Origin of the sequence: Bacillus sp. M13(2017) (genome assembly GCF_002218325.1) — a bacterium.
GTDB classification, from domain to species: Bacteria; Bacillota; Bacilli; order Bacillales; family Bacillaceae_G; genus Bacillus_A; species Bacillus_A thuringiensis_K.
In genome coordinates this window covers 240,128-258,111 of the sequence record NZ_KZ268500.1, presented here as the reverse complement: position 1 = coordinate 258,111, position 17,984 = coordinate 240,128, and the positions used below count along the sequence as shown (strand labels likewise).

The window sequence follows — 17,984 nt, the reverse complement described above, 5'->3', positions numbered from 1 at the left end:
ATACATTCCGAAGAGTTTTATGATAAAAACAACATAAAACAATATCATTATAAAATTGTTTTATGTTGTTTTTATTTTATCTGGTGTAAAGTCTCTGCTGTTATGTAACTTTTCAAAGTTTCTAATCCTATTATAAACAATTATCTGACTTTTGTGAACAGAAAGAATTCAAAAATTTTATATTACTATAAAATTCCTTATTTAAACATTTGTATAATACTCATAACCGCATAGGCAATTCCAGCCCCAATTAACGGACCAACAGCAACCCCATTAAATAGCGCAACCGCTATAATTGTCCCAAAAACAAGCGCAGTTGTAATGTGAGGATCCGTTGTCAACAATTGTACGCCGCCTTTCGCTAACAAAGCGACCGCTACACCTGAAGCTAAAGCAATCCACGCATAATAAGATTTCGCCGCTTCTCCAAGTTGTTTAAAACCTATTTCCCCCGTCGCAATCGGTACGAGCACCGCTATTGTAATGACCGTTACACCTAGATTAATTCCTTTCGTTTGTAAATAAGGAAAGACCTTATCTCCTAAAAATGTAAACTTCAATAAAAATAACACACCAATAGCTACAGTAAGCGATTGGTTTTTAGCAATAAGTCCGATAATAAGTAGTATGAATAAAAATAACGTTGACTGACTAATCATGTTTGCACTTCCTTTCTGAAAATAATGAACTCATTTCCAAACAAAAATACCTTTAAACCTATCGTTATACATGCTATATCGATGCCTATTCAACATGAATCACTTCATTTTTTATGTATTTTAAAATGACAAACTGAGACTTTCACCATCAAAATTTAAGCATGTATACATTTTTAAAAACGGGCGTCTCTTCTTTCTTTTCTAATTAGAAACAGGTAAAATAAAAAGAAGAGAAAATGAAGTTTTTACCATATAGTAGAAGCATCAACACCAAGCTTTCACAGTCACTCACATACTGAAAAAGCAGGAAAAATCCATCATTCCACTATAACATAAAGTGAAACTTTAATCAGTGGGGCACACTCGTTATAAGTTGAACGAATTAGGATAATCCAAATCGGAATGGGAGGTATACATCTTTGAACCGAAACTTACTATATATGATATTACGACTCATATTTGTCATTGTAGCAACGGTAGCTGGGTTCTATGTATTACTATACATATCAGGGCTTATCTATCCTTTTATTATCGCTTTTGCATTTGCTTATTTGATTAATCCTGTCGTCAATTTCCTTAATCAAAAACTACAATTTCCTCGCGCACTAGCAGTACTCGTTAGCTTAATTCTCGTATTTGGAGCTATCGTTGGACTTGTTACATATCTTGTGACTGAAGCAATATCTGCCACAACATACTTACTACAACTTGTTACAGTAAAGTTTCCAGATATCGTTACATTCGCTCAGCAATTTGCACTTAATCATATTATGCCTCTCTACGATGATTTAATCTCTAAATTTAATCATCTTGGAGAACCACAGCGCTATACAATTACACAAAACATTCAAAACTTAGGAACAGAAGCGACAACACAAATGAAAGAACTTTTAACCACCATTATAAGCGGGTTAACGAATTTCATTAGTGCACTGCCAACAACTTTAACTGTCCTTGTATTCATTTTATTAGCCACTTTCTTCATTAGTTACGATTGGCACCGTCTTGCTCAGAAAGCAAGAAAATTGCTACCGAATCGTGTACATGGCTATGGAAAAACTATTTTTGTCGACTTAAGAAAAGCTTTGTTTGGTTTTGTGAAAGCACAACTTACACTCGTATCTATGACAACTGTCATTGTACTAATCGGGCTTTTAATATTACGCGTACCATACGCCATTACTATCGCGATTATTACAGGGGTTGTAGATTTACTACCATATTTAGGAACAGGCGCAGTCTTTGTTCCATGGGTTATATACGTATTTTTCACTGGCGATACCGCATTCGCCATTGGTCTTCTCATTTTATACATCGTCGTGATTGTCCAAAGACAAATTATGGAGCCGAAAGTACTTTCATCTAACATCGGTCTCGATCCATTAGCAACACTCGTCGCTCTATTTGTCGGCTTTAAACTTTTTGGCTTTTTAGGGTTAATCATCGGTCCAGTCACCTTAGTACTACTTAATACATTACACAAAGCTAATGTCTTCCATGACTTGTGGAAATATATTAAAGGTTCACCTTCAAAATAATAGTTTCTAATTCATACACAACAAAAAACTTACATGTAATCAGTGGGAAATTCCCACTGATTATTCCTTGTACTTATTTTTCATACTCATTACATAAAACAAGAGAATTGCACTCAAAAAAGATAATTCTCTTGTTTTTTTGCATAAAAAACGCATATTTCGTGGTGTTTTTACATATTTATTCTATTTATTTTATAATTATTATTTACATTTATTACTTTTTATGTAAATGAATAAATATACAAAAGCAAAACTTTAATTTAACAGCACTCCCCTCCATCTTATTCATCTAAATAAATAGCACTAAAAAATCACAAATTTAATCGAAGTACAACAAGAGTTCAAACGAAAATTATATAACAAATATAATAAGCGGACGTTTTGTTCATCCCCACTCATCATTCACCCCACATCAGACACTTACAAGCAGCCCAGCTTTGAGGTAGAAATCCCCCACAAATAGTGAGGTAAAGCAAAGCTTCAATCAAAAAGTTCTTCTCCTCTTACAAGACAAGAAATAGCACTTAGATTTCTACAATCTAAGTGCTATTTCTGAATGATAATAGTAGAGTTCTTTCTAAATTTCCATTCCATCCACTTCATAACAAGAGGCTTCAATAAAGCTCTCGTAATAGGAATCACGCAGATAAACCCTAGCACATCTGTCACATACCCAGGAAGCACCAAGAGAACGCCTCCTACAAATACAAAAATACCATCTAGTACTGCCTCACCTGGCATTTCCCCTCTATTCAACTTAGATTGAATCTCTCTAAGCACTTTAAACCCTTGTCTTTTCGCCAAATACACACCTACAACACCTGTAAATACAATCATAGCGAACGTAGACCATAAACCTATTACATGGCTTGATCCAATTAAGACCGTAATCTCAATCGCCGGTATTAAAATAAACAAGAATAGTAACCACTTCATAGTTCTACACCTCTCTCACAACTCACTTTTAATGCCCTCACAACGCCTACATACATCATATGAAATATAGATACCCTTTCATATTAAAACCCATAACAAACAGCTTTTAAAAGCAATCCTAGGCGCTTTAAGCTAATTCTATCTCGTTTTTGTGTAAAAAAAAAGAGAAGGACTCCGATCCTTCTCTCTGTATTACTTATAGCACTTCCGCATGTCCATTATAAACAATTCCGCGTGCTGCATCAACTGTTACTTCTTGGCCATTTTTTAAAGTTGCTGTTACGCCGTTTACACCAACGATAACAGGAATACCGATTGATACGCCTACAACAGCTGCATGGCTTGTTAAGCCACCTTCTTCTACAACTAAAGCCGCAGCTTTTTCGATGGCAGGAATCATATCTTTATCAGTGCTTGTTGTAACAAGGATATCACCTTCGTTTACGTTCGCTACAGCTTCAGCAGCTGTTTTTGCTACAACCACTTTACCTTTTGCAGCTTTACGACCGATTCCTTGTCCTTTAGCAATTTCTTCACCGACAACGTGGATTTTCATTAAGTTTGTTGTACCAGTTTCAGCAACTGGTACACCAGCAGTAATCACTACAGTATCTCCAAGTCCGATTAGACCTGCATCCATACCTGTTTGAATTGCTGTATCTAACATTTCGTCAGTTGAAGCCGCGCGCTCCTCAGCCATAAATGCTTGTACACCCCAAACAAGTGCAAGACGACGTCCTACTTGCTCGTCAGATGTTACAGCTACGATTGGAGATTTTGGACGGTATTTAGAGATCATTTTTGCAGTATATCCACTTTCTGTTGGAGCTACGATTGCAGCTACATCAAGAGCAAGTGCTGTATGCGCAACAGATTGGCTAATTGCATCTGTAATTGTTGGAGTGAACTCTTTAATACGTTTTTTGAACATATCTTCATATTGTAATGATTTTTCAACACGTACCGCAATGTTAGCCATCATTGTTACTGCTTCTACTGGGTATTGTCCAGCAGCTGTTTCACCTGAAAGCATGATTGCATCTGTACCATCAAAGATTGCGTTAGCTACGTCACTTGCTTCCGCACGAGTTGGACGTGGGTTACGTTGCATAGAATCTAACATTTGTGTTGCAGTAATAACCGGTTTACCTAACACGTTACATTTTTTAATTAGACGTTTTTGTACTAATGGTACTTCTTCTGGTGGAATTTCCACACCCATGTCACCACGAGCTACCATTAAACCGTCAGAAACTTCTAAGATTGAATCGATGTTGTCGATACCTTCTTGGTTTTCGATTTTTGGTACGATTTGGATGTATTGAGCGTTATGCTCTTCTAATAATTCACGGATTTCTAATACGTCAGACGCTTTACGTACGAATGAAGCTGCGATGAAATCAACTTTTTGCTCGATACCGAAGATGATATCTTTTACGTCTTTTTCAGTGATACCAGGAAGCTTAATGCTTACGTTTGGTACGTTAACACCTTTTTTATTTTTTACAGTTCCGCTGTTAAGAACTTTTGTACGGATGTTTCCGTCAGCTTTTTCGATTACTTCTAGTTCGATAAGACCGTCATCGATTAGAATGCGAGAACCTGGGTCTACATCGTCATAAAGACCAGCATAAGATACAGAGAACTTCTCTGCAGTACCTAATACTTGCTCAGTAGAAAGAACTACTTCTGCACCTGTTACAAGCTCAGCTTGTCCGTCTACGAAGTCGTGAGTACGGATTTCTGGACCTTTTGTATCAAGTAAGATACCAACTGTTTTACCAGTTTTCTTTGAAGCTTCACGAATGTTTTTAATACGAGCTCCGTGCTCTTCATGGCTACCATGAGAGAAGTTTAAACGAGCAACGTTCATACCTGCTTCGATTAATTGCTCTAATTTTTCAATACTTTCACTAGCAGGACCTATAGTACATACAATTTTAGTTTTACGCATATTGCACCTCCGAAAATTATGAAACCGTTCCCAAATATCTGACATTACGCCGATTAGATGGATAATTCTTTAGATAATTGATACATATCTTTATCGATTGTATGCTTTTGAGCTAACGCTTCGATAATGTCATGATCAACAAGTTTGTTATCTTGAATACCTACACAACGTCCGCCTTTACCAGCAATCAATAATTCAACTGCTCTTGCGCCAAGACGACTTGCTAATACACGGTCTTGTGCACTTGGCGATCCACCACGTTGTACGTGACCTAATACAGTTACACGAGTATCAAAGTTTGTTGCTTCTTCAATGTGCTTACCGATGTCAATTGCACTTCCAACACCTTCAGCTACAACGATAATACTGTGTTTTTTACCACGTTCACTACCACGCTTCAGACGAGCGATAACATCATCCATGTCATACTCTTCTTCTGGAATTAAGATTGTTTCCGCACCATCAGCTAAACCAGCCCATAATGCGATATCACCAGCGTGACGTCCCATTACTTCGATAACATATGTACGTTCATGAGATGTAGCTGTGTCACGAATTTTATCAATTGCATCAATAACAGTGTTTAAAGCTGTATCGAAACCAATTGTGAAGTCTGTTCCAGGGATATCATTGTCGATTGTACCTGGTACACCAACACATGGGAATCCTTGTTCAGTTAATTTTTTAGCGCCTTGGTAAGAACCATCTCCACCAATAACAACAAGTCCTTCGATACCGTGTTTCTTTAATTGCTCGATACCTTTTAGTCGTACTTCTGGATCTTTAAACTCAGGACATCTTGCTGTATATAATTTTGTACCACCGCGGTGGATAATATCGCCAACAGAACCAAGTTCTAATTTTTCAATGTGACCAGAAATTAATCCAGCGTATCCATGGTAAATACCATATACTTCAATATCATGGAAAATCGCTTTACGAACAACTGCACGAATGGCAGCATTCATACCAGGTGAATCTCCACCACTTGTTAATACACCAATACGTTTCATTTGTACTCACCTCATAAAGATTATTTGCCTTATAATAAAATAACACGAAAAAATATAAAAATACAATGGAGAAGATGTGTCTTTTCATAATAAAAACGTGCATTCGCGAAGTGGAACGCACGCTTTTCTTATTTTATCCAAATGGAAGCGTTTGAAAACGAAACTTGCCCAATTTTCATATATTTTTCATAACGTTTCTCGATTAATTCATCTTTCGAAATTCCGTTTAATTGTTCAAAAGTTTTCCGAATCATTAAGTCTATATTTTCTGACTGTTTCAAAATATTACGGTGAGCTCCACCTCTTGTTTCTGGAATAATTTCGTCAATTACACCTAATTCTTTCAAATCTGCTGCTGTAATTTTCATTGCCTCTGCAGCTTCCTTTGCTTTTCCTGCATCTTTCCAAAGAATTGCCGCTGCACCCTCTGGTGTAATAACAGAATAAGTGGAATTTTCTAGCATATGAATGTAATCTCCAACTCCAAGGCCTAACGCACCACCACTACCACCTTCGCCGATAACGATACAAATAACAGGTACCGTTAAACCTGCCATTTCAAATAAATTGCGGGCGATAGCTTCACTTTGACCACGTTCTTCAGCAGCCTTACCAGGATAAGCTCCTTTTGTATCAATAAAACAAATAATAGGACGATTGAACTTTTCCGCCTGCTTCATTAAACGTAATGCTTTTCGATATCCTTCTGGATGAGGCATTCCAAAGTTACGGCGAATATTTTCTTTCGTATCTTTTCCGCGCTGATGCCCAATTACAGTTACAGGCATCCCTTTATATTTCGCAATGCCGCCGACAATCGCTGCATCATCGCCAAATAGACGATCTCCATGACATTCGAAAAAATCAGTAAATAAGTGCTCAATATAATCGAGCGTTGTCGGTCGTTCTGCATGACGAGCAATTTGAACACGGTCCCATACTTTCAGATTGCCGTATATATCTTCCTCTAAATTTTCTAGCTTTTCTTCCAAAATACGAATCTCCTCACTGAAGTCCATCTGGCTGTTTTTCGTATAGTCTTTCAGTTCACGAATCTTATTTCTTAGCTCAACAACTGGTTTTTCAAATTCTAGCTCTGCCATACAGCCATTTCCCCTCCTTGATGAACTTCTAAAATCTTGCGAAGTGATTCTCTCATATCATCACGATGCACCACCGCATCTAATTGACCATGATCTAGTAAGAATTCTGCTGTTTGGAAATCTTCTGGTAGTTTCTCACGCACCGTTTGTTCAATTACACGTCTACCAGCAAATCCGATAAGTGCACCTGGTTCTGCAAGATTATAATCACCAAGTGAAGCGAAACTCGCTGAAACCCCGCCCGTCGTTGGGTGAGTCATAACAGAAATAAATAATCCTCCTGCATTACTATGCTTTTTCAAAGCTACGCTTGTTTTTGCCATTTGCATTAAACTTAATATACCTTCTTGCATACGGGCACCACCCGAAGCAGTAAAGATAATAAATGGAACTTGTAAGTCGTACGCCTTTTCAACCGCACGGGCGATTTTTTCTCCTACCACAGAGCCCATGCTCCCCATTCGAAAACGAGAATCCATTACTGCAACAACAACAAGCATGTCATCAATTGTTCCTTCACCAGTTACAACCGCTTCGTTCAATTCAGTCTTCTTACGATCGCTCTCTAGTTTCTCTTCATAACCTGGAAACTCGAGTGGATTTAATGAAACCATTTCTTTGTCATACTCACGGAATGACCCTTCGTCCAATATACTATCAAGACGTTCCCATGCATTCATAGGATGATGATATCCACAATTCACACATACTTTTAAATTTTTTAGAAGTTCTTTCGTATACATGATTTTTTTACATTCCGGACATTTTGTCATAACGCCATCTGGTACATCTTTTCGTACTTGTTCTGAAGGTATTGCAGCGTACTTTTTCTTTTTCACGAATAAATCTCTTAGCACAATTTGACCCCCTTCGTTGAGAGCTAAGGTTAGCGTAAGAAGAAAATGGGGCTAACACCAAAGTTTGATGTTAGCCTTATCTTCTCAATCTGTCTAATAACCTCACTCTTTACGTTTAACTTTAACCGCTATGCGGTAGAATGTTTGTCATAACGTGTCATGGTCATTTCGACAAATTTTATACATTACGAGTGAAACTGTATATTCTCTACTAATTCATCGTAAATTTTTAGTGCATCATTTTCTTGTTTTTCTTCCAAAGTAGCATAAAGCTTTCTATACATATTGATAGAATCTCTTGAAACTTTACAAGAAAGAGTTGCTACGTAATCATTTACGATCATCCAAATGCGATATAGTAAATAATTATCGACTTGTTCAATAAGGGTTTTAAAGAACGTTTGATGAAGCGTTGGGATTGAGCTTTCATTTCCTTCAAGTACTTGGTGTAATCTACTTAGTACTTTAGAAAACATTTCTTTCGGTAAATTACATACAATTCGAATCATATCTTTCTCAAGTAATCGTTTCGTTTGTAATAAATCACGAATTGTTTTCTCATCTTGCAATAAGAACGGAGCAATTAATTGTACAAGACCGTTATCATAAAAGTTTCGAATAAACGTCCCTTCACCACGTCTCGTTTCAATCAATCCTACCAGTTCTAAAGCACGCAATGCTTCTCTTACAGAGGAACGTCCTACGTTTAAGCGTGAACTTAACTCACGCTCAGACGGCAAACGATCCCCCGCTACCAAACCATCCTCTTCCATAATGGAACGGATTTTTTTTACAATTTCGAGATATACTTTTGTATTTGATGATGTCAATGGAAATTCCTCGCTTATTCTTTACCAATCAGCGCTAATTGTTTTGTTTTTTCAGCGATCTCATTTGGATCTACTTGACGGCGAGCTACTCCTGTCTCCATTGCTGCTTTTGCAACGTAAGCCGCTACTTGAGGCGCTACACGCGCGTCAAATGGCGCCGGAATGATATAGTCTGCATTTAACTCATCTTCTGCTACAAGCTCAGCAATAGCCTGTACAGCTGCCATCTTCATTTCTTCGTTAATTTGTGTCGCATGTACGTCAAGTGCACCGCGGAAAATACCAGGGAACGCTAGTACATTATTTACTTGGTTCGGGAAGTCAGAACGACCTGTTCCAACAACAGCTGCGCCCGCTGCTTTTGCCAATTCTGGCATAATTTCTGGAACTGGATTCGCCATTGCAAAAATAATCGCATCGTCATTCATTGTACGAACCATCTCTTCTGTTAATGCACCTTCTGCAGACACACCAATGAATACGTCCGCACCTTGTACAACATCAGCTAAAGAACCTTCTATACGATTCTTATTTGTATATTTTGCAACTTCATCCTTCACCGGATTCATACCTGTAGGACGACCATCATAGATTGCGCCTTTACGGTCACACATAATAATGTCGCGTACACCATAGCGATATAAAAGTTTAATAATTGCAATACCTGCTGCACCTGCGCCATTTGCGACAACTTTAATGTCAGACATTTTCTTTCCAACTAATTTCAGTGCATTTACAAGACCTGCTACTGTTACGATAGCTGTTCCGTGTTGATCATCATGGAAGATAGGAATATTTGTTTCTTTTTTCAAACGCTCTTCAATAATGAAGCAGTTTGGTGCTGCGATATCTTCTAAGTTAACGCCGCCAAAAGTTGGCTCCATTAATTTTACAGTTTCAACAATTTTATCTACATCGTTTGTATTTAAGGCAATTGGGAATGCATCTACACCAGCAAAGCTCTTGAATAATACAGCTTTACCTTCCATTACTGGAAGAGATGCTTCAGGTCCAATGTTACCAAGACCAAGTACAGCTGTTCCATCTGTCACAACTGCTACCATATTTCCCTTCATCGTATATTCATATACCTTACTTTTATCGTCATAAATTTCTTTACAAGGTTCTGCAACCCCTGGAGAATATGCAAGACTTAAATCTTTTGCATTTTCTACTTTTACTTTTGATACAGTTTCTAATTTTCCTTGATGCACTTTATGCATGTGAAGTGCTTCTTCACGAAGTGTTGACAAACTATCCACTCTCCTCAAATTATTCTTGCTGATATCAATTTCTCCAAGTGGTCTGACCACGAACACTACTACTATAATAATCGAAGTGTAGGGAAATTGTCCATTATATTTTCACAACTACATTTTCTTCCCCGACAATTTCACGAAGTGCTCCTAAACATTCTTCACTTGGATGAATCGATAAACTCCGAGATAATTGTACCATTTTATGTTCCTTTTCATAATAAATTAGTACTTTCGCAAAACCTGAATAGTCGAACAATATTTTCGTAACCTGATTTAAAAGCTTTTTCTCATACTGAGATGGCAATTTCACGTAAACAGATGCGTCTTTCTTTTCTTCATAAACATCCATTTCCTCTAGCGGATATAGTCCATTTACAATCCATTGCAGCTTATGATTTCTTAGCTCAATCGTACCGTCAACTAAAACAATTGCTCCTTCTTGCAACTTATCCGAGAAATGTATATACGTTTCCGGGAAGAGGACCGCTTCCATTTCATCATTTTGATCACAGAATGTAATAAATGCCATCTTTTGAAACTTTTTCGTACGAATCACTCTCACACTTGTTATATACACAATCGCTCTTTGTACTTTTTTCTTGTTTCGCATCGCCTGAGCGAGAGATGGAATTTCTAATTCTTTTGCTAACTTCACATACTGCGCTGTTGGATAACTTGATAAATAAAAGCCAAGTGCTTCCTTCTCTTTATTTAGTTGTTCAATAAAAGATAACTCTTCTCCTTGTACATATTTCGATTTTGGAACAGCATCTCCTAAATCACGTGCGAGATTCGCGTACTCTAACGCCCCTTTAATACTTTTCCATAAATTCGTTCTCGAAACACCAAAATCGTCAAAACATCCCGACCAGACGAAAGCTTCTAAATTACGCTCCGTTACGAACTTTGACGGCATACGGAGACAAAACTCAAATAAATCTTCGAACATTTTTTTCTCTCGTTCTTCTAATAATGCCGTCACTGTAGCCATTCCAATATTTCGGATCGAAAGTAAACTGTAACGTATCGCATTCCCTTCTATTTGGAAGTTGTAACCACTCCTCTGAAGAGACGGCGGCAAAACGTGAAAACCTTTCCGCTTCGTTTCTCGTATATACTGTACAATCTTATCTTCATTTCCAATTGCGCTTGATAATAATGCCGTCATAAATTCCAGCGTATAATTCGCTTTCAAATAGGCAAGCTGATATCCAATCATACTGTAAGCTACAGCGTGACTTCGGTTAAAACCGTAATTCGCAAATCTTACAATTAAATCATAAATTTTCTCTGCGGATGTCTCATCGTATCCATTTCGCAAACATCCTTGGACGAAATGCTTACGTTCCTGATCTAAAATATCACGATTTTTTTTACTCACCGCACGGCGCAGTAAATCTGCTTCTCCGAGCGAAAAACCTGCTAACTTCGATGCAATTTGCATAATTTGTTCTTGGTATACAATGACGCCGTATGTTCTTTCTAAAATTGGCTTTAAATCCGGATGTAAATATTCAATTTTTCTTTTTCCATGTTTCGATTCAATAAAAGTCGGTATCTGTTCCATCGGTCCTGGTCTGTATAACGAGTTAACAGCTACGATATCTTCAAACTCATTCGGTTTTAACCCGCGAAGTACATTTCGCATACCACCTGACTCAAGCTGGAATACACCTGTTGTATCCCCTCTCCCTAATAATTGGAACGTCTTTTCATCTTGAAGAGGTAAGTTTCTTATATCGATTTCTTTCCCTGTTTTGTTCGCGATAAATTTTATAATATTTTCAAGTAACGTTAAATTACGTAATCCTAAAAAGTCCATCTTAAGCAACCCAAGTTCTTCTAGCGCATCGGCTGGATATTGCGTAACATAAACATCGTTATGTCCTTCTTGAATTGCTACACTGCCTGTTAGCGGTTCTTGACTCATAATAACACCAGCCGCATGAATAGACGTATGACGTGGTAAACCTTCTACACGTTTTGCGATTTCAAACACACGCTCATGTAGAAGATTCCCTTGTATAAACTCACGAAGTGATTGTGATTCTTTATATGCATCTTTTAACGTTATACCGAGCTTTGATGGGATAAGTTTTGAAAATATATCAATATCTCGCGGCGGAAGCCCCATTACGCGGGCAATGTCTCTAATTGCCGCTTTTGCTGCAAGCGTACCAAACGTTACAATTTGCGCAACACGGAGCTGACCGTATTTATCTTTCACATAGCGAATCATCTCATCACGTCTTACGTCTGGAAAATCAATATCAATATCAGGAAGCGTCACACGTTCAGGATTTAAAAACCTTTCAAATAATAGATCGTATTCAATTGGATCAATATCTGTAATTTCTAATACGTATGAAACGAGTGAACCAGCTGCCGATCCACGACCTGGTCCTGTTAGAATATGATTTTCATGTGCATACTTCATAAAATCCCATACGATGAGGAAATAATCACTAAATCCCATACGAGAAATAACATTTAATTCATGATCCAAACGCTTTATATGCACTTCTTTCGGAGCACCATATCGTTTCCGCAAACCTTCTTCACAAACACGACGCAAGTATATATCACTCGTTTCATTAGACGGAACAGGAAACTTCGGAAGTTGATTTACATGGAACGGTATTTCTACTTGGCAACGCTCTGCAATTTTTATTGTATTTTTGATTGCTTCCGGCGCATGGGAAAATAGTGCTTCCATTTCATCCGATGACTTTAAATAATACTGATCTGTTTTCAGCCTCGGCCTATCTGGATCAGTCATTTTCGTTCCACTTTCAACAGATAGTAAACATTCATGAACAAGCGCGTCACTTTGATTGATATAGCGCACATCATTTGTTGCAACGACTGGAATATTAACCCTACTAATAAATTCAGGTAGTTTCTCTTGTAAAAGCAACTCATCTTGAATCGCATGATGCTGCAAACTCATATAAAAATGGCCGAACATATTTTGATATGTGCGAGCTACTTCTTCAGCCTGACTCTCATTGTCTTCTAGTAATAATTGCTCAATTTCGCCATCTTTACCTGGTGAAATTGCAATTAATCCTTTCGCATAATGCGCAAGCCACTTCTTAGGAATACCTTCTTTGGACTTTGTCATAATACTGCTAGAAATCTTTAATAAATTTTGGTAGCCTATTTCATTCTCAGCAAGTAATACAAGCGGATAAGACCTTTCTTCTTCTTCACTAAAAATAGAAGCGGTTAATCCAATAACAGGCTGTATACCATGTTTCTTACATGCTTTATAAAACGGAATAACGCCATACATAACATTTTCATCCGTAATAGCCAGCGATGAAAAACCGAGTTCTTTCGCCCTGACTACAAGCTCATCAATTTTACAAGCACTTTTTAATAAACTAAAAACGGTTTGACATTGTAAATGCACAAACTTCACTGTTGTACCCTCTCTTTACCTATTTGACTACTTTTATTATAGGTGATGAGGAAAGCGGAAATCAAAACATACTTCTTATACTTTGTCCATATATATGAAGAAGAAAGGGGAATGACGATGGATGTAAGAGAACATACTTTTTTCTCTCTGCTTATTATTAGTTATTTTATTGCCTTTGGGGTTATACTTGGCGGTTCATTAATTGGTGGATTTGGTGCGTTTCTTATCGGAAAACCAGCTCTAACTTACATTAATCAATTCGCCCAAAATTTAAGAATTTGGGCACTCGTTGCAGCAATCGGTGGAACATTCGATACCTTTTATAGCTTTGAAAGAAGTTTCTTTGGCGGAGATATGAAAGATATCGTAAAACAAATTCTCCTTATTTTTTTCGCAACTGGTGGTATGCAAACAGGTCTCATTATTATTAAATGGCTAACGCAGGAACATGTATGAGAGTACCAAGTGCCAATACAGCAAAAAGATGGTACTTAGTATTAGCCGGTGCTGCTGTTGGAGGCGTGTTGAGCTGGTTTATTTTTTTGTACATATACGGTGTTTTTCAAGAAGAACAAGCTAGTAAAATAGCAGAACAAAGAGAAATTATAGAAAAACAAGAAGCAAAGCTCCACGTCCTTCTCGAAGATCAAGAAAAATTGAACACTGAAAATAAACGACTCTTAACCATTCAAGAGATTAAAATAAAACTTATCAATCGAGAAAAATACGATTTAGACAATCTTACACTCGAAAATATGACTACATCTATCCATAATGATCTCCAGCATCTTTTAACGAAAAACATTCAAAGTATCGCAAAAAATAAAGACCTGCTAAAAAAGGTAATCGAAAATAAAACGTACAAACATTACGATCGGCTATACCGTTTTAAAGTCGATACAATATCTTTTGATACAGTGCTTGAAATTAGCATAACTATAGAGAAAGAAAAATAAAGAAGGAGGGCTTTAGCGCCGCTCCTTCTTTTCGTTCTAACATATAGTCTCTTATTTACAAATCTCACGTAAATCAGCAAAAAGACGATCCGCTTCTTCCCAAGAAGATGCCTTGGCACCAGAAGCCATCGGATGCCCTCCGCCGTTATATTGCATTGCCAATTTGTTTATAACTGGTCCTTTTGAACGAAGACGAACACGAATTACGTCGTCTTCCTCTAAAAATAGAACCCACGCCTTTAATCCATCAATATTGCCAAGCGCTCCAACAACACCAGATGCTTCAGAAGGAAGTACATCAAACTCTTCTAATACTTCTTTCGTTAATTTAATGTAAGCTGCTCCTTCTTCTACCATCGTAAAGTTTTGTAAAATATAACCGTTTAAACGAGCAATTTTTTCTTTTGTCTTATACATTTCATTGTATAAATCTGTGAATTTCACACCCATGTCAACAAGCTCACTTACGTAACGAAGTGTTTTTGCTGTCGTATTTGGGAATAAGAAACGACCTGTATCTCCAACAATTCCTGCTAAAATAAGGCGGGCTGCTTCTTTTGTTATTTTTAACCCCTTATCTTTTCCATAGTTATAAAACTCATAAATCATTTCACTTGTAGAACTCGCTGTCGTATCTACCCACGTAATATCTCCATATGGATCTTCGTTTGGATGATGATCAATTTTAATTAACATCTTCCCTTTTGTATAGCGTTGATCGTCAACACGTTCTTGATTCGCAGTATCACAAACAATAACAAGCGCATTTTCGTATACACTATCTTCAATATCATCCATTACTCGTAAGTATGCTAGTGACGGTTCATTGTACCCAATCGTATAAATATTTTTCTCTGGAAACGATTCTTGTAGAATTGTACCAAGACCACCCTGTGAACCTAACGCATCTGGATCCGGACGCACGTGGCGATGAATAATAATTGTATCAAATTCTTTAATTGCTCCTAAAATTTGCTCATGCATATGTATAATCTCCTTTTTAATCAACTTCTTCACTTTAACGTGCAGTAAAAGCCCAATGGATGGGGCTAATCATTAGCGCATGGAAACATCCCCACACTAATTAAAGTTTCACTTTATCCTCCATTATAACGGAAAGTATTTCATACATGCGAACAATTGCTTTATAATAAAAGTTAGAAAGTTTAGATATTTCTTTTTCTTTTCTATTATTTTTCACAAAGCGATGGGAGTGTTCATTATGCCAGTATTAGTCTTCTGTATTATCGTCTCATTTATGTTGTACATCTTTTACAAAACAAAATACTTTCGTACAAACCGCCCAATGGAAAAAGGTTGGCTCTCAGGAAAATCCGCAATGGCACTCGGTTCATTCGTTTTATTTTTCGGGATAAACCAATTCTTTTTAGAACTTTCAACCGCTCGTATTATCGTTGGTGTTTTATTCATTCTATTTGGTAGTGCAAGTGTATTTAATGGATTTCGCCAATACAAACATTTCTTGCCATTAGCAGTTAAAGAAGCCGAAGTCTATGAAGCAACATAAAAAAGCATCAATATTGTGATGCTTTTTTACGTCCCCTAACTTTCAAAATCATATATGCAACAAACGCAGATGGTATATTAAATGGGTTACCTTGTACGTGAAAATGTAATTGTTCTTCTCCAAAAGACATTTTTTCATATAGCTCTCGCTGAGATAATCCTGTCTTTTCCTTTTTTTCATGTAAACCTTGTAAGTATAAATATTGGATCGGTATCATTACAAGAAAGTAAAATAGTGCGATACTACAAAAAAAGAGTACGGCTGACGACATAATGCATACCACCTTTCAGAAATCCATTTTCTTACAATATAATCATAACACAATATACGACGGAATTGAATTACTATTCTGTCTTTTATTACGTTACTTTTCCACTCCATCCCATACATATTCCACTAAAACTCCCATCTAAAATCATGCCTTTCAAATGTAAAACAGCAAAAAAGATGGAACAAATCAAAACGATTTGTCCCATCTTTTTATTTATCGATTAACTGAACCATAAGTAATGCTTTTCCAACAACATTACCTTCATGATGCACCTCTACATCGACCTTACCAAATTTACGCCCAATTTCTAATACTTTCGGATGAACGGATACAACATTATCAATTTGAACCGGCTTTACGAAATAAATCGTTAAGTTTTCAACAATTAAATCGCTTTTCTTTTGCGCACGAATGACGCGATTTGTCGCTTCTGTCACAATTGTTGCAAATACACCGTACGATAACGTTCCGATTGAGTTCGTCATTTGTGGCGTCACCGAAAATTGATATAGATGCTCATTCCTCGCTTCTTTTGGCGTCATAAATTGATTCGTTACAATATCATCAATTGTTTCTCCAACTTGTGGCTGACGTTGAATCATTTGCAGTGCCTGAAGTACATCTTGACGGCTAATAATACCTTGCAGCTTATTTCCTTCCTCAACGACAGGAAGTAATTCAATTCCTTCCCACACCATCATACGTGCCGCAGCCGCGACAGACATTTTACCGTTCACTGTAATTGGGTGTTTTGTCATTACTTTATCAATTGGTGTTTCTTTCGCTACACCGATCATATCTTTTGAAGTTACGATTCCTAGCACTTTGTTATTTTCATCGACGATTGGATATCTTCCGTGCATTGTCTCTTCGTTATACGCATGCCATTGCTGTACTGTATCACTCGGCCTTAAATATAACGTTTCTTCAATTGGCGTTAAAATATCTTCAACGAGTACAATTTCTTTCTTAATAAGTTGGTCATAAATTGCACGGTTAATTAACGTTGCAACCGTAAATGTATCGTAGCTACTTGAAATAATCGGCAGCTTTAATTCGTCTGCTAATTTCTTCACATGATCTTCCGTATCAAACCCGCCCGTAATTAATACAGCAGCTCCAGTTTCTAGCGCTAATTCATGTGCATTCGTACGGTTACCAATAATGAGTAAATTCTCAGCTTCTGTATAGCGCATCATCGCTTCTAATTTCATAGCTCCGATTACGAATTTATTTAATGTTTTATGTAGTCCTTCTCTGCCCCCAAGTACTTGACCATCGACAATGTTAACGACTTCTGCATATGTCAGTTTTTCGATATTTTCTTTCTTCTTTTGTTCAATTCGAATTGTTCCGACACGTTCAATTGTACTAACATATCCTTTATTTTCTGCATCTTTAATTGCACGGTAAGCGGTCCCTTCACTTACACTCAAATCTTTCGCAATTTGTCTTACAGAAATTTTATGGCCTACTGGCAGGCTATTAATATGTTCTAAAATTTGGTTATGCTTGGTAGCCAAATGGTTTCACCATACTTTCTTTTCCCTAAATTCTTCATGTGTTGTACTTTTAGTATACTATATTTTCAAAACTGTTACACTCTCTCTTTGCATACCTGTACTATTTTTTTTATAACAAAATGACTCTTACATT

The 17,984-nt window shown here is 37.1% G+C and carries 16 protein-coding genes; 4 read left to right on the top strand and 12 right to left on the bottom strand.

The window, feature by feature from the left end:
- Positions 1–197: 197 nt before the first annotated feature.
- The gene (locus CGQ22_RS01585; protein WP_000625507.1) at positions 198–659 is read right to left on the bottom strand and encodes a DUF441 domain-containing protein; all 462 of its coding nucleotides are present in this window, start codon (positions 657–659) and stop codon (positions 198–200) included.
- A 419-nt stretch (positions 660–1,078) separates the two neighbouring features.
- Between CGQ22_RS01585 and ytvI the strand changes: the two genes are divergently transcribed.
- Positions 1,079–2,197, top strand: a complete 1,119-nt coding sequence (gene ytvI / locus CGQ22_RS01580) for a sporulation integral membrane protein YtvI (RefSeq protein WP_001081382.1) — start codon at positions 1,079–1,081, stop codon at positions 2,195–2,197.
- A gap of 546 nt (positions 2,198–2,743) precedes the next feature.
- On the opposite strand, the gene CGQ22_RS01575 is transcribed toward ytvI, so the two are convergent.
- The 8 genes from CGQ22_RS01575 to dnaE all read right to left on the bottom strand — a co-directional run bounded on the left by CGQ22_RS01575 (position 2,744) and on the right by dnaE (position 13,573).
- Positions 2,744–3,133, bottom strand: a complete 390-nt coding sequence (locus tag CGQ22_RS01575; protein WP_000871639.1) for an FxsA family protein — start codon at positions 3,131–3,133, stop codon at positions 2,744–2,746.
- Between the two features lie 196 nt (positions 3,134–3,329).
- The gene (gene pyk, locus CGQ22_RS01570; protein ID WP_001232670.1) at positions 3,330–5,087 is read right to left on the bottom strand and encodes a pyruvate kinase; all 1,758 of its coding nucleotides are present in this window, start codon (positions 5,085–5,087) and stop codon (positions 3,330–3,332) included.
- Positions 5,088–5,140: 53 nt separating this feature from the next.
- The gene (gene pfkA / locus CGQ22_RS01565; RefSeq protein ID WP_000821157.1) at positions 5,141–6,100 is read right to left on the bottom strand and encodes a 6-phosphofructokinase; all 960 of its coding nucleotides are present in this window, start codon (positions 6,098–6,100) and stop codon (positions 5,141–5,143) included.
- A 128-nt stretch (positions 6,101–6,228) separates the two neighbouring features.
- Complete coding sequence (accA, locus tag CGQ22_RS01560) at positions 6,229–7,203, bottom strand: acetyl-CoA carboxylase carboxyl transferase subunit alpha (protein WP_000818809.1); 975 nt, start codon at positions 7,201–7,203, stop codon at positions 6,229–6,231.
- On the bottom strand, positions 7,191–8,060 hold the full coding sequence (gene accD / locus CGQ22_RS01555) for an acetyl-CoA carboxylase, carboxyltransferase subunit beta (protein ID WP_000942856.1): 870 nt from the start codon (positions 8,058–8,060) through the stop codon (positions 7,191–7,193). The genes accA and accD overlap by 13 nt, the downstream gene beginning before the upstream one ends.
- A gap of 185 nt (positions 8,061–8,245) precedes the next feature.
- On the bottom strand, positions 8,246–8,890 hold the full coding sequence (locus CGQ22_RS01550) for a FadR/GntR family transcriptional regulator (protein ID WP_000204432.1): 645 nt from the start codon (positions 8,888–8,890) through the stop codon (positions 8,246–8,248).
- Between the two features lie 14 nt (positions 8,891–8,904).
- Positions 8,905–10,113, bottom strand: coding sequence for an NADP-dependent malic enzyme (gene ystJ, locus CGQ22_RS01545; RefSeq protein ID WP_161508111.1), 1,209 nt, complete (start codon positions 10,111–10,113; stop codon positions 8,905–8,907).
- A 133-nt stretch (positions 10,114–10,246) separates the two neighbouring features.
- Positions 10,247–13,573, bottom strand: a complete 3,327-nt coding sequence (gene dnaE / locus CGQ22_RS01540) for a DNA polymerase III subunit alpha (protein WP_089148230.1) — start codon at positions 13,571–13,573, stop codon at positions 10,247–10,249.
- A gap of 42 nt (positions 13,574–13,615) precedes the next feature.
- Here dnaE and CGQ22_RS01535 point away from each other — a divergent pair, with 42 nt between their 5' ends.
- Together CGQ22_RS01535 and ytrI are read left to right on the top strand one after the other, a co-directional pair.
- The gene (locus CGQ22_RS01535) at positions 13,616–14,029 is read left to right on the top strand and encodes a YtrH family sporulation protein (protein ID WP_002005839.1); all 414 of its coding nucleotides are present in this window, start codon (positions 13,616–13,618) and stop codon (positions 14,027–14,029) included.
- Positions 14,026–14,529, top strand: a complete 504-nt coding sequence (gene ytrI, locus CGQ22_RS01530) for a sporulation membrane protein YtrI (protein WP_001265736.1) — start codon at positions 14,026–14,028, stop codon at positions 14,527–14,529. The genes CGQ22_RS01535 and ytrI overlap by 4 nt, the downstream gene beginning before the upstream one ends.
- Before the next feature lie 51 nt (positions 14,530–14,580).
- Here ytrI and CGQ22_RS01525 read toward each other — a convergent pair whose 3' ends face one another.
- The gene (locus CGQ22_RS01525; protein WP_000545130.1) at positions 14,581–15,513 is read right to left on the bottom strand and encodes a DHH family phosphoesterase; all 933 of its coding nucleotides are present in this window, start codon (positions 15,511–15,513) and stop codon (positions 14,581–14,583) included.
- A gap of 238 nt (positions 15,514–15,751) precedes the next feature.
- On the opposite strand from CGQ22_RS01525, the gene CGQ22_RS01515 reads away from it, so the two are divergent.
- Positions 15,752–16,057 (top strand): YtpI family protein, encoded by a 306-nt coding sequence (locus CGQ22_RS01515; RefSeq protein ID WP_001144757.1) that lies wholly within the window; start codon positions 15,752–15,754, stop codon positions 16,055–16,057.
- Positions 16,058–16,064: 7 nt separating this feature from the next.
- Here the strand turns inward: CGQ22_RS01515 and CGQ22_RS01510 are convergent, their stop codons facing one another.
- Positions 16,065–16,328 carry a DUF3949 domain-containing protein gene (locus CGQ22_RS01510; protein ID WP_000093043.1) on the bottom strand — a complete coding sequence of 88 codons (264 nt, stop codon included), beginning with the start codon at positions 16,326–16,328 and terminating at the stop codon, positions 16,065–16,067.
- Positions 16,329–16,537: 209 nt separating this feature from the next.
- Positions 16,538–17,851 (bottom strand): CBS domain-containing protein, encoded by a 1,314-nt coding sequence (locus CGQ22_RS01505; RefSeq protein ID WP_089148229.1) that lies wholly within the window; start codon positions 17,849–17,851, stop codon positions 16,538–16,540.
- Between the last annotated feature and the right edge of the window lie 133 nt (positions 17,852–17,984).